The 16,021-nt window shown below is 68.2% G+C and carries 17 protein-coding genes; 9 read left to right on the forward strand and 8 right to left on the reverse strand.

Features of this window, described 5'->3' with window-relative positions; all coding sequences use genetic code 11:
• Nucleotides 1-68: 68 nt before the first annotated feature.
• Nucleotides 69-719, reverse strand: a complete 651-nt coding sequence (locus LRQ07_RS06650) for a PadR family transcriptional regulator (RefSeq protein ID WP_256536204.1) — start codon at nucleotides 717-719, stop codon at nucleotides 69-71.
• Between the two features lie 199 nt (nucleotides 720-918).
• Here LRQ07_RS06650 and secA point away from each other — a divergent pair, with 199 nt between their 5' ends.
• Nucleotides 919-3,720 carry a preprotein translocase subunit SecA gene (gene secA, locus LRQ07_RS06655; RefSeq protein WP_256536205.1) on the forward strand — a complete coding sequence of 934 codons (2,802 nt, stop codon included), beginning with the start codon at nucleotides 919-921 and terminating at the stop codon, nucleotides 3,718-3,720.
• Nucleotides 3,721-3,786: 66 nt separating this feature from the next.
• Complete coding sequence (locus LRQ07_RS06660) at nucleotides 3,787-5,013, forward strand: pyridoxal phosphate-dependent aminotransferase (RefSeq protein WP_047524408.1); 1,227 nt, start codon at nucleotides 3,787-3,789, stop codon at nucleotides 5,011-5,013.
• Here the strand turns inward: LRQ07_RS06660 and LRQ07_RS06665 are convergent.
• Both LRQ07_RS06665 and LRQ07_RS06670 read right to left on the reverse strand, forming a co-directional pair.
• Entirely contained in the window at nucleotides 4,904-6,181 is a 1,278-nt protein-coding gene (locus LRQ07_RS06665) for an AAA family ATPase (RefSeq protein WP_256536206.1), read from the reverse strand. The two genes, LRQ07_RS06660 and LRQ07_RS06665, sit on opposite strands and share 110 nt — an antisense overlap.
• Nucleotides 6,178-6,798, reverse strand: coding sequence for an SAF domain-containing protein (locus tag LRQ07_RS06670; protein WP_256536207.1), 621 nt, complete (start codon nucleotides 6,796-6,798; stop codon nucleotides 6,178-6,180). Before LRQ07_RS06670 ends, LRQ07_RS06665 begins: the two co-directional genes overlap by 4 nt.
• 97 nt (nucleotides 6,799-6,895) lie before the next feature.
• Between LRQ07_RS06670 and LRQ07_RS06675 the strand changes: the two genes are divergently transcribed.
• Nucleotides 6,896-7,174 (forward strand): helix-turn-helix domain-containing protein, encoded by a 279-nt coding sequence (locus LRQ07_RS06675; protein ID WP_047524406.1) that lies wholly within the window; start codon nucleotides 6,896-6,898, stop codon nucleotides 7,172-7,174.
• Here the strand turns inward: LRQ07_RS06675 and LRQ07_RS06680 are convergent.
• Entirely contained in the window at nucleotides 7,162-7,773 is a 612-nt protein-coding gene (locus LRQ07_RS06680) for a hypothetical protein (protein ID WP_256536208.1), read from the reverse strand. The genes LRQ07_RS06675 and LRQ07_RS06680 overlap by 13 nt on opposite strands.
• Before the next feature lie 130 nt (nucleotides 7,774-7,903).
• Here LRQ07_RS06680 and LRQ07_RS18560 point away from each other — a divergent pair, with 130 nt between their 5' ends.
• The gene (locus LRQ07_RS18560; RefSeq protein WP_232762124.1) at nucleotides 7,904-8,290 is read left to right on the forward strand and encodes an Rv3235 family protein; all 387 of its coding nucleotides are present in this window, start codon (nucleotides 7,904-7,906) and stop codon (nucleotides 8,288-8,290) included.
• A gap of 24 nt (nucleotides 8,291-8,314) precedes the next feature.
• A complete protein-coding gene (locus LRQ07_RS06690; RefSeq protein ID WP_047524403.1) occupies nucleotides 8,315-9,799 on the forward strand; it encodes a sensor histidine kinase in 1,485 nt (494 codons plus the stop codon).
• A gap of 64 nt (nucleotides 9,800-9,863) precedes the next feature.
• Here the strand turns inward: LRQ07_RS06690 and LRQ07_RS06695 are convergent, their stop codons facing one another.
• The gene (locus tag LRQ07_RS06695; RefSeq protein WP_017203224.1) at nucleotides 9,864-10,112 is read right to left on the reverse strand and encodes a WhiB family transcriptional regulator; all 249 of its coding nucleotides are present in this window, start codon (nucleotides 10,110-10,112) and stop codon (nucleotides 9,864-9,866) included.
• A gap of 229 nt (nucleotides 10,113-10,341) precedes the next feature.
• Between LRQ07_RS06695 and LRQ07_RS06700 the strand changes: the two genes are divergently transcribed.
• Entirely contained in the window at nucleotides 10,342-10,728 is a 387-nt protein-coding gene (locus tag LRQ07_RS06700) for a hypothetical protein (RefSeq protein WP_227991555.1), read from the forward strand.
• Nucleotides 10,729-10,779: 51 nt separating this feature from the next.
• On the opposite strand, the gene bcp is transcribed toward LRQ07_RS06700, so the two are convergent.
• The 3 genes from bcp to aroA are packed head-to-tail and all read right to left on the reverse strand — an operon-like array spanning nucleotide 10,780 to nucleotide 13,652.
• On the reverse strand, nucleotides 10,780-11,253 hold the full coding sequence (gene bcp, locus LRQ07_RS06705) for a thioredoxin-dependent thiol peroxidase (RefSeq protein WP_047524401.1): 474 nt from the start codon (nucleotides 11,251-11,253) through the stop codon (nucleotides 10,780-10,782).
• Nucleotides 11,254-11,262: 9 nt separating this feature from the next.
• Nucleotides 11,263-12,333, reverse strand: a complete 1,071-nt coding sequence (rsgA, locus tag LRQ07_RS06710) for a ribosome small subunit-dependent GTPase A (RefSeq protein ID WP_134353478.1) — start codon at nucleotides 12,331-12,333, stop codon at nucleotides 11,263-11,265.
• Nucleotides 12,334-12,335: 2 nt separating this feature from the next.
• On the reverse strand, nucleotides 12,336-13,652 hold the full coding sequence (gene aroA, locus LRQ07_RS06715) for a 3-phosphoshikimate 1-carboxyvinyltransferase (protein WP_232762122.1): 1,317 nt from the start codon (nucleotides 13,650-13,652) through the stop codon (nucleotides 12,336-12,338).
• 70 nt (nucleotides 13,653-13,722) lie between these two features.
• On the opposite strand from aroA, the gene LRQ07_RS06720 reads away from it, so the two are divergent.
• Genes LRQ07_RS06720 through LRQ07_RS06730 form a run of 3 tightly spaced genes read left to right on the forward strand, consistent with a single transcriptional unit; the run spans nucleotide 13,723 to nucleotide 15,962 of the window.
• Nucleotides 13,723-14,385: a sigma-70 family RNA polymerase sigma factor gene (locus LRQ07_RS06720; protein ID WP_047524398.1), complete on the forward strand. Its 663-nt coding sequence runs from the start codon at nucleotides 13,723-13,725 to the stop codon at nucleotides 14,383-14,385.
• Complete coding sequence (locus LRQ07_RS06725) at nucleotides 14,382-14,627, forward strand: zf-HC2 domain-containing protein (protein WP_047524397.1); 246 nt, start codon at nucleotides 14,382-14,384, stop codon at nucleotides 14,625-14,627. The genes LRQ07_RS06720 and LRQ07_RS06725 overlap by 4 nt, the downstream gene beginning before the upstream one ends.
• A gap of 33 nt (nucleotides 14,628-14,660) precedes the next feature.
• The gene (locus LRQ07_RS06730) at nucleotides 14,661-15,962 is read left to right on the forward strand and encodes a GNAT family N-acetyltransferase (protein WP_256536210.1); all 1,302 of its coding nucleotides are present in this window, start codon (nucleotides 14,661-14,663) and stop codon (nucleotides 15,960-15,962) included.
• Nucleotides 15,963-16,021: the final 59 nt, after the last annotated feature.

The raw sequence follows: 16,021 nt of genomic DNA on the forward strand, positions 1-16,021 counted from the left end.
GAGCATCCGCTCCGGGCGAACGGGGAAGTTCGGCCGAGCGGCCCTGTGGTCGTCGCGACAGGATTCGCTCAGGCTGCAGGCGCGGTCTCGGTGATCTCGGCGCCGGTGATCTCGGCATCGGTGATCGCGGCGCCGGATTTCGCAGGGCGTCCTCGTTTGGGGCGCTCCTCCGTGAGTTCGAGCGCCATCGCGTGCTGCGGGTGTCCGGTGAGGCGCTCGGCAGCGTGGTCGAGCCAGCGCACCTCGGCTTCGGCGGAGAAGATCATCGAGTCGACCACCAGTGACCAGGCGAGTCCCTCGGGGCCGTCCTCACCGCGCTTCGTCCGTCTGGCCTGCCGCAACGTCTCGAGATGCGCCAGGGATGCCGCGCGCTGGGCGTGGATCGTGGCCGCGGCGTCGACACCGGGGAGGGTCGCGGCGACGGCGAGCTTGATCGCCAGCTCATCACGGGCTCCCTTGGCACGCGCGAGGGGGGAGGCGAGCCACCGTGCGACCTCCGCCACTCCGGCGCGGGTGATCCGCCAGTACACATGCCCCTGCTCATCGGTGTGGCCGCGCTGCACGAGGCCGTCCCGTTCGAGTCGTTCGAGGGTGTTGTAGATCTGGCCGACGTTCAACGGCCAGACCGAACCGGTGCGTCGGTCGAACTCGTGCCGGAGCTGGTATCCGTAGCAGGGTCCCTGGGCGAGGATGGCGAGCATGCTCTGGCGTACGGACATCGTCGTCTCCTCGTGCGATCGGGCCGAATGCGATACCGAGTATATGGTTACCAGGCATGCTCTCGCCGAGACGCGCGGTGTCGCCGTGCGGCGACGTGCAGGCGACGTGGAGGTCACGGCCCGGTAACATGGCGAAGTATGCCTGGCGTCGGGTCCACCGATGGCCGGCGATTTACCCACTGACAGGGAGATGACATCCGTGGCCAATCCTCTTGAGAAGCTGCTGCGTGCGGGCGAGGGGCGGGTCATCCGCCGCCTGAATCAGGTCGTCAAAGCAGTGGGAGCGCTGGAAGAGGACATCTCCAAGCTCACCGACGACGAACTGCGCAACGAGACGACGGAGCTGCGGGCGCGGTACGAGAAGGGTGAGACGCTTGACCAGCTGATGCCCGAGGCGTTCGCCGCGGTGCGCGAAGCCGCCAAGCGCACGCTCGGTATGCGCGCCTACGACGTGCAGATCATGGGTGGCGCGGCGCTGCACCTCGGGAACATCGCGGAGATGAAGACCGGTGAGGGCAAGACCCTCGTCGCCACCCTCCCCGCGTACCTGAACGCGATCGCCGGCAAGGGCGTCCACGTCATCACCGTCAACGACTTCCTCGCGAGCTATCAGGCGGAACTCATGGGGCGCGTGTTCCGTGCCCTGGGCATGACCACCGGCATCATCGTCTCCGGTCAGACGCCGGCGATCCGCCGTGAGCAGTACGCTGCAGACATCACCTACGGCACGAACAACGAATTCGGGTTCGACTACCTGCGCGACAACATGGCGTGGCGGAAGGAAGACCTCGTCCAGCGCGAGCACTTCTTCGCGATCGTCGACGAGGTCGACTCGATCCTCATCGACGAGGCCCGTACACCGCTCATCATCTCCGGACCGTCCTCCGGCGAGGCCAACCGCTGGTTCGCCGAGTTCGCGAAGATCGCCCGCACCCTCGAGGTGGGGGAGGACTACGAAGTCGACGAGAAGAAGCGCACCGTGGGCGTGCTCGAGCCCGGGATCGAGAAGGTCGAGGACTACCTCGGCATCGACAACCTGTACGAGTCCGCGAACACTCCGCTGATCTCGTTCCTGAACAATTCGATCAAGGCACTGGCGCTGTTCAAGAAGGACACCGACTACGTCGTGATGAACGACGAGGTCATGATCGTCGATGAGCACACCGGCCGCATCCTGGTCGGACGCCGCTACAACGAGGGCATCCACCAGGCGATCGAGGCCAAGGAGGGCGTGCCGGTCAAGGCTGAGAACCAGACGCTCGCGACCGTCACGCTGCAGAACTACTTCCGCCTCTACGACAAGCTCGCCGGCATGACCGGTACCGCCGAGACCGAAGCGGCTGAGTTCATGTCGACGTACAAGCTCGGCGTGATCCCGATCCCGACGAACCGTCCCATGATCCGCAAGGACCAGTCGGACCTCGTCTACAAGAACGAGACCGCCAAGTTCGCGCAGGTCGTCGAGGACATCGCCGAGCGTCATGCCGAGGGTCAGCCGGTGCTGGTCGGAACCGTCAGCGTCGAGAAGAGCGAGTACCTGTCCCGCCTGCTCGCGAAGAAGGGCATCAAGCACGAGGTCCTCAACGCGAAGAACCACGCGCGTGAGGCCGAGATCGTCGCCCGCGCGGGTCGCCTGGGTGCGGTCACCGTCGCCACGAACATGGCAGGTCGAGGCACCGACATCATGCTCGGCGGGAACGCCGAGTTCCTCGCGGTGCAGGATCTCAAGGCCAAGGGCCTCGATCCGGTCGAGACCCCCGAGGAGTACGAGACCGCCTGGGACGAGACCTACGAGGCGATGAAGAGCGTCGTGGCCGAGGAGGCCGAGAAGGTCATCGAGGCCGGCGGGCTCTACGTGCTCGGCACCGAGCGTCACGAGTCGCGCCGTATCGACAACCAGCTCCGCGGTCGCTCGGGCCGTCAGGGTGACCCCGGTGAGAGTCGCTTCTACCTGAGCCTCACCGATGACCTGATGCGACTGTTCCAGTCCGGTGCCGCCGAGGCCATCCTGGCGCGCACCAACTTCCCGGACGACGTGCCGATCGAGTCCGGCCTCGTCTCTCGCGCCATCCGCAGCGCGCAGTCGCAGGTCGAGTCGCGCAACGCCGAGATGCGCAAGAACGTGCTCAAGTACGACGACGTCCTGAACCGTCAGCGCGAGGCGATCTACGCCGACCGCCGTCACATCCTGCAGGGCGACGACATCGCCGACAGGGTGCAGCACTTCATCGAGGACGCGATCGCCGGAGTCGTCCGCGACCACACCGGCGAGGGCCACAACGAGAGCTGGGACTTCGATGCGCTGTGGACGGAGCTCAAGACGCTCTATCCGGTCGGGGTCACCATCGACGAGGTCGTCTCGGAGGCTGCAGGGCGCAAGGGCGGCATCACCGCGGAAGGCCTCACACGCGAGTTGCTCTCCGACGCAAAGATCGCCTACGAAGCCCGCGAGGAGTCGCTGGGCGAGGCCGCGACCCGCGAACTCGAGCGACGCGTCGTGCTGCAGGTGCTCGATCGCCGCTGGCGGGACCACCTCTACGAGATGGACTACCTCAAGGACGGCATCGGCCTGCGAGCCATGGCGCAGCGCGACCCGCTGATCGAGTATCAGCGTGAGGGCTACGCGATGTTCCAGTCGATGATGGGGCAGATCAAGGAGGAGTCGGTCGGCTACCTCTACAACCTCGAGGTCGAGGTGCGCCGTGCCGCCGACTCGGACAGCACCGAGGTCGAAGCCAAGGGCCTCGCCGCGGGCGCAGGCGAGCAGCGTCTCGAGTACTCCGCCGCGAACGATGCGGGTGAGGTCGAGGTGCGCAACGACCGCGGCCAGGTTCAGCAGGCGGCGACGGATCGCGTCCGTCAGGCCGCCGTGCGCGCGCAGGCTCCGCAGACCGAGCCCGAGGAGGCACCCCGCGGTGCTTTCGGGCAGCGCACGGACGGCGACGCACCGGCCGCCGGTAACCGTGAACAGCGTCGTGCGCAGAGCAAGAAGAAGAAGTAGCGTTCGGTGAGGAGGAGGGCCAGTCCGGGTGGATTGGCCCTCCTTTCGTCGCTGTAAGCTTGGTCGATGACCCCAACGCGCAACTTCGACCAGTCGTCGAAGCTCAAGAACGTCCTGTACGAGATTCGCGGAAACGCCCTCGTCGAGGCGGCGCGCTTGGAAGCGGAGGGTCACAAGATCCTCAAGCTGAACACCGGCAATCCGGCCATCTTCGGCTTCGATGCACCGCACCAGATCGTGCACGACATGCTCGCCGCGATGCCCACGGCGCACGGTTACAGCGACAGCAAGGGCATCATCTCCGCCCGTCGCGCGGTCGTGAGCCGGTACGAGCAGATCGAGGGCTTCCCCCGGTTCGACCCCGATGACGTCTACCTCGGCAACGGCGTGTCCGAACTCATCACGATGACGATGCAGGCTCTGCTCGACGAGGGCGACGAGGTTCTGATCCCCGCCCCCGACTATCCGCTGTGGACCGCGATGACCAGTCTCGCGGGAGGCACGCCCGTGCATTACCTCTGCGACGAGGACGACGAGTGGCAGCCGGATCTCGAGGACATCCGCTCGAAGATCACGCCTCGCACCAAGGCTCTGGTCATCATCAACCCGAACAACCCGACGGGTGTCGTCTATTCGCGTGAAATCCTGGAAGGTCTCGTGCAGATCGCGCGGGAGCACCAGCTGCTCCTCCTGTCCGACGAGATCTACGACCGGATCCTGTTCGACGACGCGGTCCACATTCCGACCGCGACACTCGCTCCCGACCTGCTCTGCCTCACGTTCAACGGTTTGTCCAAGACCTATCGGGTGGCGGGATACCGCTCGGGGTGGATGGTCATCACCGGCCCGCAGGGGCACGCCAAGGGCTTCCTGGAGGGGATCACGCTGCTGGCGTCGACGCGGTTGTGCCCGAACGTCCCTGCGCAGCACGCCGTCCAGGCCGCGCTGTCGGGCGTGCAGTCCATCGAGGCGCTGATCGCTCCCACCGGGCGTCTACGCGAGCAGCGAGACATCGCCTGGGAAGGGCTGGAGTCGATTCCCGGGGTGTCTTGCGTCAAGCCTCAGGGTGCGCTCTACGCATTCCCGCGTCTCGATCCGAACGTGCACGAGATCAGGGACGACGCCCGCCTGGTCTACGACCTCCTCGTCTCCGAGCACATCCTCCTGGTGCAGGGCACCGGCTTCAACTGGCCGACCCCGGACCACCTGCGACTGGTGACGCTGCCCGAGCCGCGAGTGCTGAGCGAAGCCGTCGAACGACTGGGGAACTTCCTCTCGAGCTACCGCCAGTAGGAAGCTCCGGACGTGTGGGAGACAGGGTCGCGGCCAGCCTCCTCACACCGGCGACCAACTGTGAACGGGGCGTGACGTCGGTCATCGGCCGGGCGTGCAGCAGTGCGGCATCGGCAGCGCGCTGATCGAAGGGCAGGAACGTGACCTCGGTGATGCCCGCGAATCGCTCGAGGGTGCGCCGGACCTGCCTGCGCGCATCGATGCCGAGCGGACCCTGCCTGACCTGATTGACGACCACGGCGAGGGGCGTCGGGGCCGTGAGGCGGCGCAGTTCGGCGTGGTCACGCAGGAACCGGCTGATGCTGAGAGGATCCGCCGCCGCGACGGCCACGATCAGGTCCGCCTCGATCAGCGTCGCGGAGGTCGCCGCGTGTCGACGGGGCCCGGCGAGGTCGTACGTGACCTCGTCGTCCGCGTCGAAGGCTGCGGCCACATCCACGACCGTCTCCTCGCTCCACGCCCGACAGGCCTGCAGCGTGGTGCGGAGACGGGCTGATGCCAGTTCCGGCCAGCGGCTCGGGCGATTGATCCCCGCCAGAACCTCGACGTCCTGACCTCCGCTCAGGATTCGGGTGGACAAGCGGGACAGTTCGTCGTCGTCGAGGGCACCTCGTTCGGCTCGACGACAGGCGGCAGCGATTCCGGGAGCGTCGTCGCTGAGCCCGAGCAGCAGGGCGATCGACGGCGCGACGGTGTCGGCGTCGATCAGAGCCGTGCGGCGGCCGGCCCGGGCGAGTTCGACCGCGAGTTGGATCGCGACGGTCGAGCGTCCAGGGGCGCCGTGCGGTCCCCAGACGGCGATGACGCGGTGGGGCTCGGGGTCCTGAGGCAGTGGCGCGTCGACGGTCTCGGTGCCCAGCGCCGCGGCGACCTCCCAGCCGGTGGCTTCGGTGGGCAGTGGTGCAGACAACCCGAGTCGTCCGCGCAGGCGGCTGTCCGCTCCGCCGAGGGCGAGGACGCGCACTCCCGCACGATCACACGTCGAGATCAGCTCGGTGGTCAGCACGGCCCGGGTCGCCGGAACGATGAGCGCTTCGGTGCCGGGAGGCAGATCGACGACCGGAGTGCCGGCCGTCAGGACCGCGAGCACGCGGATCCCCTCCAATTCCAGTTCGGCGGCCAGTGCGCTCGCGCGTGGCTCCGCGATTGCCAAGACCACCGCGGTCATGAGGCGCCTCCGACAGGCAGCACCGAAAGGGCGGACCCGCCGGTGACCGCGGCGAGGACCTCCGCCGCGTCGGATCGGTCGATCACGAGCTCGAGCCGGGTGCCCGCCGAAGCCAGGACCCCGTCCGGCTCGATCACGTCGCGCACGATCACGTCGGCGACGAGGATACGGGGCGCCTCGTGCGAGCGCCCGTCATCGATCGGCGGAGCGTGCCAGACCTCGACGACGGTGCCGGGCGCCACCTCCTCCGGGATGCCGGTGTTGCTCTCGATCACGATCGTGGTCTTCCGGCTCCGGTCCGCGTCGGTGAGAGACGACAAGGGCACGATCTCGCCCTTCTCGATCGTCCGTGCCGCGATCTGCCCCGATCGCAGGTCTTCGGGCCCGAGGTAGTCGTCGCTCAGCAACCCGAGTCCCACCTCGACGACCTGGAAGTCGTCCGCGGTGAGGGTCTCGCCCTCGACGATGGTGTGGTCGGCTCGGAGTACCGGTTCCGCGTCGTCTGCCGCATCGATGATGAGCCACACGGCGGTGATCGAGAGCGCGACGAGAGCGATCCCGATGAGGAACCGCAGGTCGCCCCAGAACGCGCGCCGAGGTCGGGAGAGGAAAGGCATGGCGCTATCGTCACAGAGATCGACACGGGACCTCCTCGGTTATCCACAGGGTTCCGTCCGACCCGATCCGGGGGAACGTGTCAGGGAGAATGGGGACATGTCAGCCCCGTCCTCGCGCGCGCCGCGATTCCTCGCCCCCGCGCAGGTCGCCGAGCTGCTGAGCATCGGAGTGGGCGAGGTGATCGAGCTCGTGCACGAGGGCAGACTGCGAGGAGCGCAGCTCGGATCGCCGCCGCGCTGGCGCGTGGAGGAGTCGAGCCTGGAAGGCTATCTGGCCGAGGAATCGGAGACGTCTCGCCGTATGGCGCTGTGGAGGCAATCACAGGTGGCGAGCTTCCCCGAGGTCTGGGGCATCTCGTCGGCTCACGGCAACTGATCTCCCGCGGTACGCACCGTGACCAGTGCGGAGAACGGGACGATGCGGAAGCCCTGCACCGCACCGGCGAGACGCGCCTGCCCCGGGTCGTGCACCGCCAGGTCCAGGTGATCCGCGGCAGCGCGATCGATCGTGCCGTGCACCTCACCCTCCCGGGTGGTGAGGTGTACGGGGACGCGGCGCCGCGCGAGATCACGCAGCACGAAGCCCAGTGTCATCCTCTCCCGGAGCGCGTGCTCGGTGACAGGAGCCTCCTCCAGGCTCGCCAGGATCATGCCGTGGTCCGTGCTGATGCCGGCGATCGCGTGCAGCGGGACGAGCAGAGCGGCGGTCGTGGCACGGACGGCATCCCCGGTGCCACGCGATTCGACGGCCATCCAGTCGGCCCCGAGGGTGCGCACCGTGACCGGAAGGCGTTGACCGCTCACGAGGTCTATCAGGGCGTCCGTGTCGGAGCCGCAGAGAGCCCGCAGCCGCGCACGCAGATCCAACCGGGCGATGCGCAGCCTCTCCGACTCCGCATCGAGTGCGGCGCGTTCGGCCTCCCACTCGGACGCCAGTTGGCCCTCGAGGTCTTCGAACAGTCGGTCCCAGTGCACCCGACCGAGCGTAGGCGACGCCGATTTCGGACGTACGAGTTATCCACATACTTCCTCGATCAGCGTTCGGGAGCCCGACGGTCGGTGCTGTACTGACGACCTCGCAGACCTTCCCGACCGAGAGATCGACATGACGCCTCACGAGTACTTCGCTCCGCAGCCGACACCGACCAGCGAACTGCCCGATCCCGCACCGCTCCTGCGCAGTCTCACCCACGGTGTGCTCGAAGTGCTCGCCGGCGTCCGTGAGGTCGATCAGCTCGCGCGGTGGTTCAGCGAAGACGCGTTCCGCAGCCTGGTCACCCGGGCGAACCTGTCGGCGAGGGCGCGCAGCGCGCGCGGGGTCGCTCCCGCTCGCCCGACGTTCGAGATCCGGTCCCTGCGGGTGACGGCTCCGATCGACGGGGTCATCGAAGCGGTCGTCGTGGTCGCCGGACCGGGGCGCACGCGGGCGGTCGCGGTGAGACTGGATGGGATCGATCGACGCTGGCGCGCGACCTCCCTGGCGATTCTCTGACCGATCTGACCGTAGGCTGGAAGGGTGTCAACCCTCAGCGATCTCGCCCATGCCCAGGGCCTCCTGACCGACAGCGACGTGGAGTGGCTCCATCGTCTCGCCGGAGACGGACAGCTCCTCGCCGATCTCGCGTCCGCCGACATCGTCATCTGGATCCAGACCGAGGACGGCTCCTTCATCGCGGTCGCGCACGCACGCCCGAGTGGTGCGGCCACGCTCTTCTATCGTGACATCGTCGGGGAGCGGGTGCGGCCTCAGTGGCGTACGCAGGTGCAGGGCGCTTTCGAGTCGGCCGAGATCGTGGATTCCTCATCGCCGGACTGGTTCGAGGAGACGCCGACGCGGGTCCGAGCCGTGCCGATCGTGCCCGAACGCCGGGATACAGGCACAGCCCCCACAGCGATCGGCGTGGTCACCAGACACACCAACCTGGGTGAGCTGCGGACGCCGTCTCGCCAGCAGATCACCTTCGACGAGTGCGCGAACGACCTGTTCCGGATGATCGCGGACGGGAGCTTCCCCGACCTCGCAGCACCGACCTCGCCGCGCCGAGGCGCCCCTCGCGCGTCGGACGGCCTGATCCGCATCGACGTGGACGGGATCAGCACGTTCGCGAGTCCGAACGCTCTGTCCGCCTTCAACAGGATGGGCTTCGACGACGAACTCGAGGGGGAGTCCCTCGCCGAAGTCACCACGCGTTTGGTGCCGCCTTCGCGGCAGGTCGACGAGTCACTCCCGGTCGTCGTCACAGGGCGCGCCCCCTGGCGGACCGACATCGAGGCGCGGGGTGTCACGGTGTCCTTGCGTGCGATCCCGCTGAAGGACCACGGCACCCGCATCGGGGCGATCGTGCTGTGCCGCGATGTGTCGGAACTCCGTCACCAGGAGCAGGAGCTCATCACCAAGGATGCGACGATCCGCGAGATCCACCACCGGGTGAAGAACAATCTGCAGACGGTGGCCTCGCTGCTGCGGATCCAAGCCCGCCGCACGCACTCCGATGAGGCCAGAGACGCGCTCACGCAGGCCATGCGCCGTGTCGACGCCATCGCGGTGGTGCATGACACGCTCGCGCAGGGACTCACGCAGAAGGTCGATTTCGACGAGGTCTTCCACCGCGTGCTCAAGCTCGTGGCGGAGGTGGCATCGGCGCCGAGCACCCGCGCGCGAACGCAATCGACCGGTCGCTTCGGTGTGCTTCCGAGCGAGTATGCGACACCGCTCGCTCTCGCGCTCACCGAGGTCGTGACCAACGCGGTCGAGCACGGTCTGGCAGGCCAAGAGGGCATCGTGACCATCGACGCCAAGCGCACGGAGGAGAACCTCCGCGTGACGGTGCGCGATACCGGTCTGGGCCTGCCCGAAGGCCGGATCGGCCAGGGGCTCGGGACGCAGATCATCCGCACACTCATCCAGGGCGAGCTCGGCGGCACGATCGAGTGGCGGGGGAGCGACGGCGAGGGCACCGAGGTGGTCATCGACATTCCGCTCCGCTGGCTCGACCGCTGAGGATCAGCGCTCCCGGCACACGCGAAAGCGGCCCGAGAGTCGATCTCGGGCCGCTTTCGGAAGTTCAGGAGGCGCGGCGGGCGCGAGCGGCGCGGCGCTTCAGTGCTCGGCGCTCGTCTTCGGAGAGGCCGCCCCAGACGCCCGAGTCCTGACTGGTCTCGAGGGCGTACTGCAGGCAGATCTCGGTGACCGTGCAGGTGGCGCAGACGGTCTTCGCCTTCTCGATCTGGTCGACGGCCGGGCCGGTGTTCCCCACGGGGAAGAAAAGCTCGGGGTCGACAGTCAGGCAGGCGGCCTTATCGCGCCAGTCCATGGGGGCTCCTCGGTGTGGATTTCAAGAGATGTCGCGGTGCGATTTCTCGGATTCGGGTAGCTGTTCGGGTTCGGCTACCCTGTTGAGATGCGGACGGAATGCCGCGAATTGTGATGCGGGCGTGAACGCCCGCCCCACGCCGCTGTGGGAGCACATGACTTTCTCTATTCTGTTACATGAATACCCTGAAATCAAGGGTTTTCTCCTCTTTCGATCCTTGGGAGACACTGTGCGCGCACCCGGAATCGCCCTCGCGGCCGCAGGGGTCCTTGCCCTCGAAGCGGTGGCGCTCCTGGTGTTCGCGATCATCGAACTCGCGGGTCTCGGAGCGGGCGACGCGTCGTCGCTGCCGACCGCCATCGCGCTCATCGTTCTCACGCTGATCGGTGCGGCCGCTCTCGCGGCATTCGCGTTCGGAACGCGCGCCGGCAAGTCGTGGGCGCGTTCCGGAGGGGTGGTGCTCCAGGTGCTGGCCGTCGCGCTCGCCCTCGCGTCCCTGACGGTTCAACCGGTCTCCTGGACGTTCACCCTCGGCGTCGGACTTCCGGCTCTGCTCGGGTTCGCCCTGCTCATCACGAGCGCACGACGAGAAGGCGCGCAGCGCGCGCCGGAGTGAGCTCCGTGCGGTGCCCGTGTCGACGCCGCGGCCGCGCCGCCGCCAACCGGGTCAGGCGTCGATGCCGAGTTGCTTGCGCAGCCGCGCCACGTGGCCGGTGGCCTTGACGTTGTAGAGGGCGATGTCGATCTTCCCGTCCTCATCGAGGACGAACGTGGAGCGGATGACTCCTTCGACGACCTTGCCGTAGTTCATCTTCTCGCCCCAGGCGCCGTAGGCGACATGGACCGAGTGGTCGGGGTCGCTGAGGAGGGGGAACGTGAGGGCGTCCCGCTCGCGGAACTTCGCCAAGGTCGCCGGCTCGTCGCGGGAGATGCCGATGACGCGGTAGCCGGCGCCCTGGAGCGAGGAGATGCTGTCGCGGAAGTCGCAGGCTTGGGTGGTGCATCCGGGCGTCATCGCCGCCGGATAGAAGTACAGCACGGTCTTCTCGCCGCGCAGGTCTGCCAGACGGACGAGGTTCCCGTCCTGGTCGAGGAGAGAGAAGTCGGGGGCTGCGGTACCGGGTTCCAGGCGCTGGGTCACGCCTCCAGCCTAACGGCCGGGGGCCTGCTCCGCCTTGTCGGCGAAGGTCTGCAGCAGTCGTTGGAGCGAGTCGAGGCGCGCGCGCCCGGTCTCGCCCAGCTCGCCCCGATCGGCGGCTTCGATGAGCGCGCAATCGGGAGCGTCCGCCAGGTGCGTGCAGCCACGCGGGCAGTTCTCCGCGATCTCGGCGAGTTCGGTGAAGGCCGCGAGGATGTTCGCCGGATCCACGTGACCGAGACCGAAGGAGCGGACGCCGGGGGTGTCGATCACCCAGCCGGTCCCTTCGGCGCCCTGGTACCGGAGCGACACCGTGGACGACGAGGTGTGTCGCCCCCGTCCGGTGACCTGGTTCACATGGCCCGTGGCGCGTCCTGCCGTCGGGACGAGCGCGTTGACGAGGGTGGACTTGCCGACGCCGGAGTGCCCGACGAAGACGGTCGAGTGCCCGACCAGGGCGGCGCCGATCTCGTCCACCGGCATCTCGTCCTGTGCGCTCGTGAACACCCGCAGGTCGAGGCCGTCGAAATGGGTGAGGAACTCCGTCGGGTCCGCGATGTCCGTCTTCGTCACGACGAGGAGGGGGCGGATCCCGGCATCGAGCGCCGCGACCAGGTACCGGTCGACGAGACGCGCACGCGGCTCCGGGTCGGCAGCCGCCACGACGACGAGCATCTGGTCGGCGTTCGCGACGATCACCCGCTCCACCTGGTCCGTGTCGTCGGCGCTGCGCCGGAGGAGGGACGTACGCTCCACGATGCCGACGATGCGGGCGAGCGTTCCCTCGTCACCGGAGGTGTCGCCGACCACGCGCGCCTGATCGCCGGTGACGATGGGCATGCGACGCAGCTCCCGTGCCCTGGTCGTGGTGATCATGCGTTCGTCGGGGGTGTCTTCGCCGACGAGCACGGAGTAGCGACCGCGGTCCACGCCGAGCACCCTGCCGACTTCGGCATCCTCATGCGCAGGGCGACGCTTGGTCCTGGGGCGGTTGGCCTTCGGGTTGGGACGGGTGCGGATGGTGCTCTCGTCGTAGTCCTCGAAGTCGTCGTCGAGATCGTCGGTGTCGTCGAGCCAGCTCACCGTCAGCCCCGCAGCATCCGCTCCCAGAGCATCGTGAACTCCGGGAGGGTCTTGGCGGTCGTGCCGATGTCGTCGATCACGACGCCGGGGACACGCAGCCCGATGAGTGCGCCGGTCGTGGCCATGCGGTGGTCGTGGTGCGCCGCCCACTCTCCTCCGTGCAGCGGGCGCGGGATGATCCGCAGCCCATCCGGGAGTTCCTCGGCCTCCCCGCCGAGCGCGCGGAGGTTGCCGATCAACGCGGCGATCCGATCCGTCTCGTGAAGGCGGATGTGGCCGATGCCGCGAATCGTGGTGGGGGTCTCGGCGAAGGCGGCGAGACCGACGAGCGTCGGGGTGAGTTCGCTCGCTGCCGAGAGGTCGAGATCGAGGCCGCGGATGCTCGAGCCGGCTCGCACCGTGAGCGTGCCGCCGTGGCGTCCGACATGGGCACCGAAAGCCTGCAGGATGTCCGGCAGCATCGCGCCCGGCTGGGTGGAGTGCGCGGGCCAACCGGTGACAGCCACCGAACCGCCGGTGACGAGTGCCGCGGCGAGGAACGGCGCCGCGTTCGAGAGATCGGGTTCGATCGCGAGCTCCTTGGCGCGCGGCACGCCGGCCTCGACGAGCCACTCACCGACGGCGGGACGCTCGATGCGGATGCCGCGACGGCTCAGCGCCTCGATGGTCATGTCGATGTGGGGCAGGCTCGGGAGGTGTTCGCCGGTGTGCACGAGGTGCAGCCCGACATCGAACCGGGGAGCGGCGAGCAGGAGACCGGAGACGAACTGGCTCGATGCGGAGGCGTCGACCTCGACGCGGCCGCCACGGATGCGTCCGTGACCGCGAATGGTGAACGGGAGGGACCAGGTGCCTTCATCGTCGATGTCGACGCCCAGGTCGCGGAGGGCGCTGATGAGTCCGCCCATCGGTCGGTGCAGGGCCGTCTCGTGGGCGGTGAGGTGCACGTCGTGCTCGGCGAGCCCCGCGAGCGGAGCGATGAAGCGCATCACGGTACCGGCTTGTCCGCAGTCGATCGTCGTGCCGCCGCTGAGCTTCGCCGGGGTGACGACCAGGTCGGGACCGAACTCGTGACCGGCCTCCACCTCCTCGATACCGACGCCGAGCGCGCGCAGCGCATCGACCATACGGGCGGAGTCGTCGGAGTGCAGCGGCGCGATCAGCCGGCCGGGGCCGTCTGCGATCGCGGCGATCATCAGCTCGCGGTTCGTCAGCGATTTCGAGCCGGGGATCGTGAGCTCGGCATGCACGGGCACATCGGTGGCGGGCGCAGGAAAGGCACCCTGCACGCGGATGGGGGAATACCTGTTGGCGCTCATCGGTTCTCACCTTAGTAAACGCAGGGAGCTTCGGCGCGACAGACGAGGCTCCCGAGGTGAAGGAGAGAGAATGCCGGCGACGTTGGAGCGCGAGGTGATCGACCTCAGCGGCCTAGACTGGCCGGTGATGGACGACACCGCAACCGCAGACACCGTCAGCGACCCTCGGCGCGAGTTCGAGGAGCAGGCGATCCCTTTCATGGATCAGCTCTATGCCGCCGCGATGCGCATGACGCGCAATCCGGCGGACGCCGCAGACCTCGTGCAGGAGACGTTCGTGAAGGCGTACGGCTCCTGGTCGACGTTCTCGCAGGGGACGAATCTCAAGGCGTGGCTGTACCGCATCCTCACGAACACGTACATCAACATCTACCGCAAGCGGCAGCGCGAGCCGTTCCAGGGCACGATCGACGAGCTCGAGGACTGGCAGCTCGGCGGTGCGGAGTCGACCACCGCGTCGCACAGTCGTTCGGCAGAGGCGGAGGCGATCGACCGGATGCCGGCTTCGGTCGTCAAAGACGCTCTGCAGGCCGTCCCGGAGGACTTCCGACTCGCGGTGTACCTCGCTGACGTCGAGGGATTCGCGTACCAGGAGATCGCGGACATCATGAAGACGCCCATCGGCACCGTGATGAGCCGCCTGCACCGTGGCAGGCGGATGCTGCGGGAGCTGTTGGCAGACTACGCCGCCGAGCGGGGCATCGCCGCGGCTGACACGAGGAGCAAGGGATGAGCGACTGCGGCTGCGAAAAAGCGCGTCAGGATCTGGAAGAGTACCTCCGCAACGAGGTGTGCAAGACCGAGCACACCGAGATCCGCGAGCATCTGGAGAACTGCCCCTCGTGCCGTGACGAGGCGCTGGTGGCGACGACCCTCACCGAGGTCATCGCCCGCGCCTGCAAGGAGACGGCTCCGGAGCAGCTGCGCGATCAGGTGTTCGCGCGTCTGCGTGAGGCTCAGGCCGCGCAGCACTGACGTCGCGTCCGACCGCCTCGGTAGTGTGGATGGATGAGCTCCATCGATGCGCGGGACGTGACCGCAGACCCCACTTCGACTGAACGCCTGGCGACCTCCGGGCTCGAATACCGGGTCGTCGATCTGTCGGACGACACCCATTCGGCGGCATTCCAACGCGCGGTGGACCGCGGGTTCCTAGGAGCCGAGCCGACGGGCGACATGATCGCCCAGGTCACCAAGACCTTCGCGGCTCGGCGCAACATCGGCGTGTTCGAGCCCTACGCGACGGATGCGACGCTTCCGATCGCGACCACGAACGCCTGGATCACGCCGCTCACGCTCCCGGGCGGCGGCGAGATCGACATGTGGGCGATCAGCGTGGTCACCGTCGCGGCGACGCACCGGCGCCGCGGGATCGCGCGGGCTCTGCTGGAGGGCGAGTTGCGAGCCGCAGCATCGGCCGGCGTTCCCGTCGCGGGCCTCACCGTCTCCGAGGCGACGATCTACGGTCGCTACGGCTTCGGCTCCGCGATACCGGTCGCGCGGTTGACCGTGAACACGCGGCGTGCGGGATGGGGCGGTGCGACGCCCCCGGGGCGCCTCGAGTACGTCGATCGCGACACGCTGGCCGCCGACCTCGGGACCGTGCACGAGCGTGCGCGTCGACAGGTCCCCGGGCAGATCCCGGGCTGGCAGGGCCGATGGGAAGGGTACTCGGGAGTCGCGCCGACACCGGATCGGGACCAGGCCAGGGGAGTGCGCTACCTCGACGAAGACGGAGTGCTCCGCGGCGTCCTGGCGTACACGGTGAGCGAGGCGAGCGGTACCTTCCGGTTCCGGATGGACGTGCGTCTGCTCGTCGCCGAGACGGCCGATGCACGCACCGCGCTCTGGCGCTTCGTGCTGCAGCACGATCTGGTCGACGAGGTCGTCGCCGACCTCCGTCCGCTGGATGACCCGCTGCCGTGGCTCGTCGCCGATCCGCGTGGCGTGAAGCAGGAGGTGCACGACCACGGCTGGTTGCGCATCCTCGACCTCCCGGCCGCCCTCACTGCGCGGGGCTATTCGGCACCGCTCGACACGGTCCTGCGTGTCGAGGACCCGTTGGGATTCACCGCCGGCGACTGGCGGCTGCGCGTGGACGAGTCGGGCATCGCGACCGTCGAGGAGGCGCACGGAGGCTCCGCCGATATCGAGCTCGACGTCTCGGCGCTGTCGTCGCTCTACGCCGGTGGGGTTCGGGCGTCCTCGTTGCACGGCGCCGGCCGTCTCACCGGGGATCGTGCCGCGATCGACGCCTTCGACAAGGCGCTGGTCGCGTTCCCGTCGCCCTCGCTCGACATCTGGTACTGACCGGAGCTGGACGGAAACGAGAACGGGCGCCGCGACCGAAGTCGCGGCGCCCGTCCTCG

The sequence above is a fragment of the Microbacterium sp. J1-1 genome (assembly GCF_024498615.1).
In the GTDB taxonomy this organism is placed as follows: Bacteria; Actinomycetota; Actinomycetes; order Actinomycetales; family Microbacteriaceae; genus Microbacterium; species Microbacterium aurugineum.

Coding starts and splice junctions, on each gene's coding strand:
- LRQ07_RS06695 (WP_017203224.1), bottom strand. CDS start 10,112: ATGGACTGGCGCGATAAGGCCGCCTGCCTGACTGTCGACCCCGAGCTT.
- LRQ07_RS06730 (WP_256536210.1), top strand. CDS start 14,661: ATGAGCTCCATCGATGCGCGGGACGTGACCGCAGACCCCACTTCGACT.
- LRQ07_RS06725 (WP_047524397.1), top strand. CDS start 14,382: ATGAGCGACTGCGGCTGCGAAAAAGCGCGTCAGGATCTGGAAGAGTAC.
- LRQ07_RS06670 (WP_256536207.1), bottom strand. CDS start 6,798: ATGCCTTTCCTCTCCCGACCTCGGCGCGCGTTCTGGGGCGACCTGCGG.
- LRQ07_RS06660 (WP_047524408.1), top strand. CDS start 3,787: ATGACCCCAACGCGCAACTTCGACCAGTCGTCGAAGCTCAAGAACGTC.
- LRQ07_RS06675 (WP_047524406.1), top strand. CDS start 6,896: ATGTCAGCCCCGTCCTCGCGCGCGCCGCGATTCCTCGCCCCCGCGCAG.
- LRQ07_RS06720 (WP_047524398.1), top strand. CDS start 13,723: ATGCCGGCGACGTTGGAGCGCGAGGTGATCGACCTCAGCGGCCTAGAC.
- LRQ07_RS06650 (WP_256536204.1), bottom strand. CDS start 719: ATGTCCGTACGCCAGAGCATGCTCGCCATCCTCGCCCAGGGACCCTGC.
- LRQ07_RS06665 (WP_256536206.1), bottom strand. CDS start 6,181: ATGACCGCGGTGGTCTTGGCAATCGCGGAGCCACGCGCGAGCGCACTG.
- aroA (WP_232762122.1), bottom strand. CDS start 13,652: ATGAGCGCCAACAGGTATTCCCCCATCCGCGTGCAGGGTGCCTTTCCT.
- LRQ07_RS18560 (WP_232762124.1), top strand. CDS start 7,904: ATGACGCCTCACGAGTACTTCGCTCCGCAGCCGACACCGACCAGCGAA.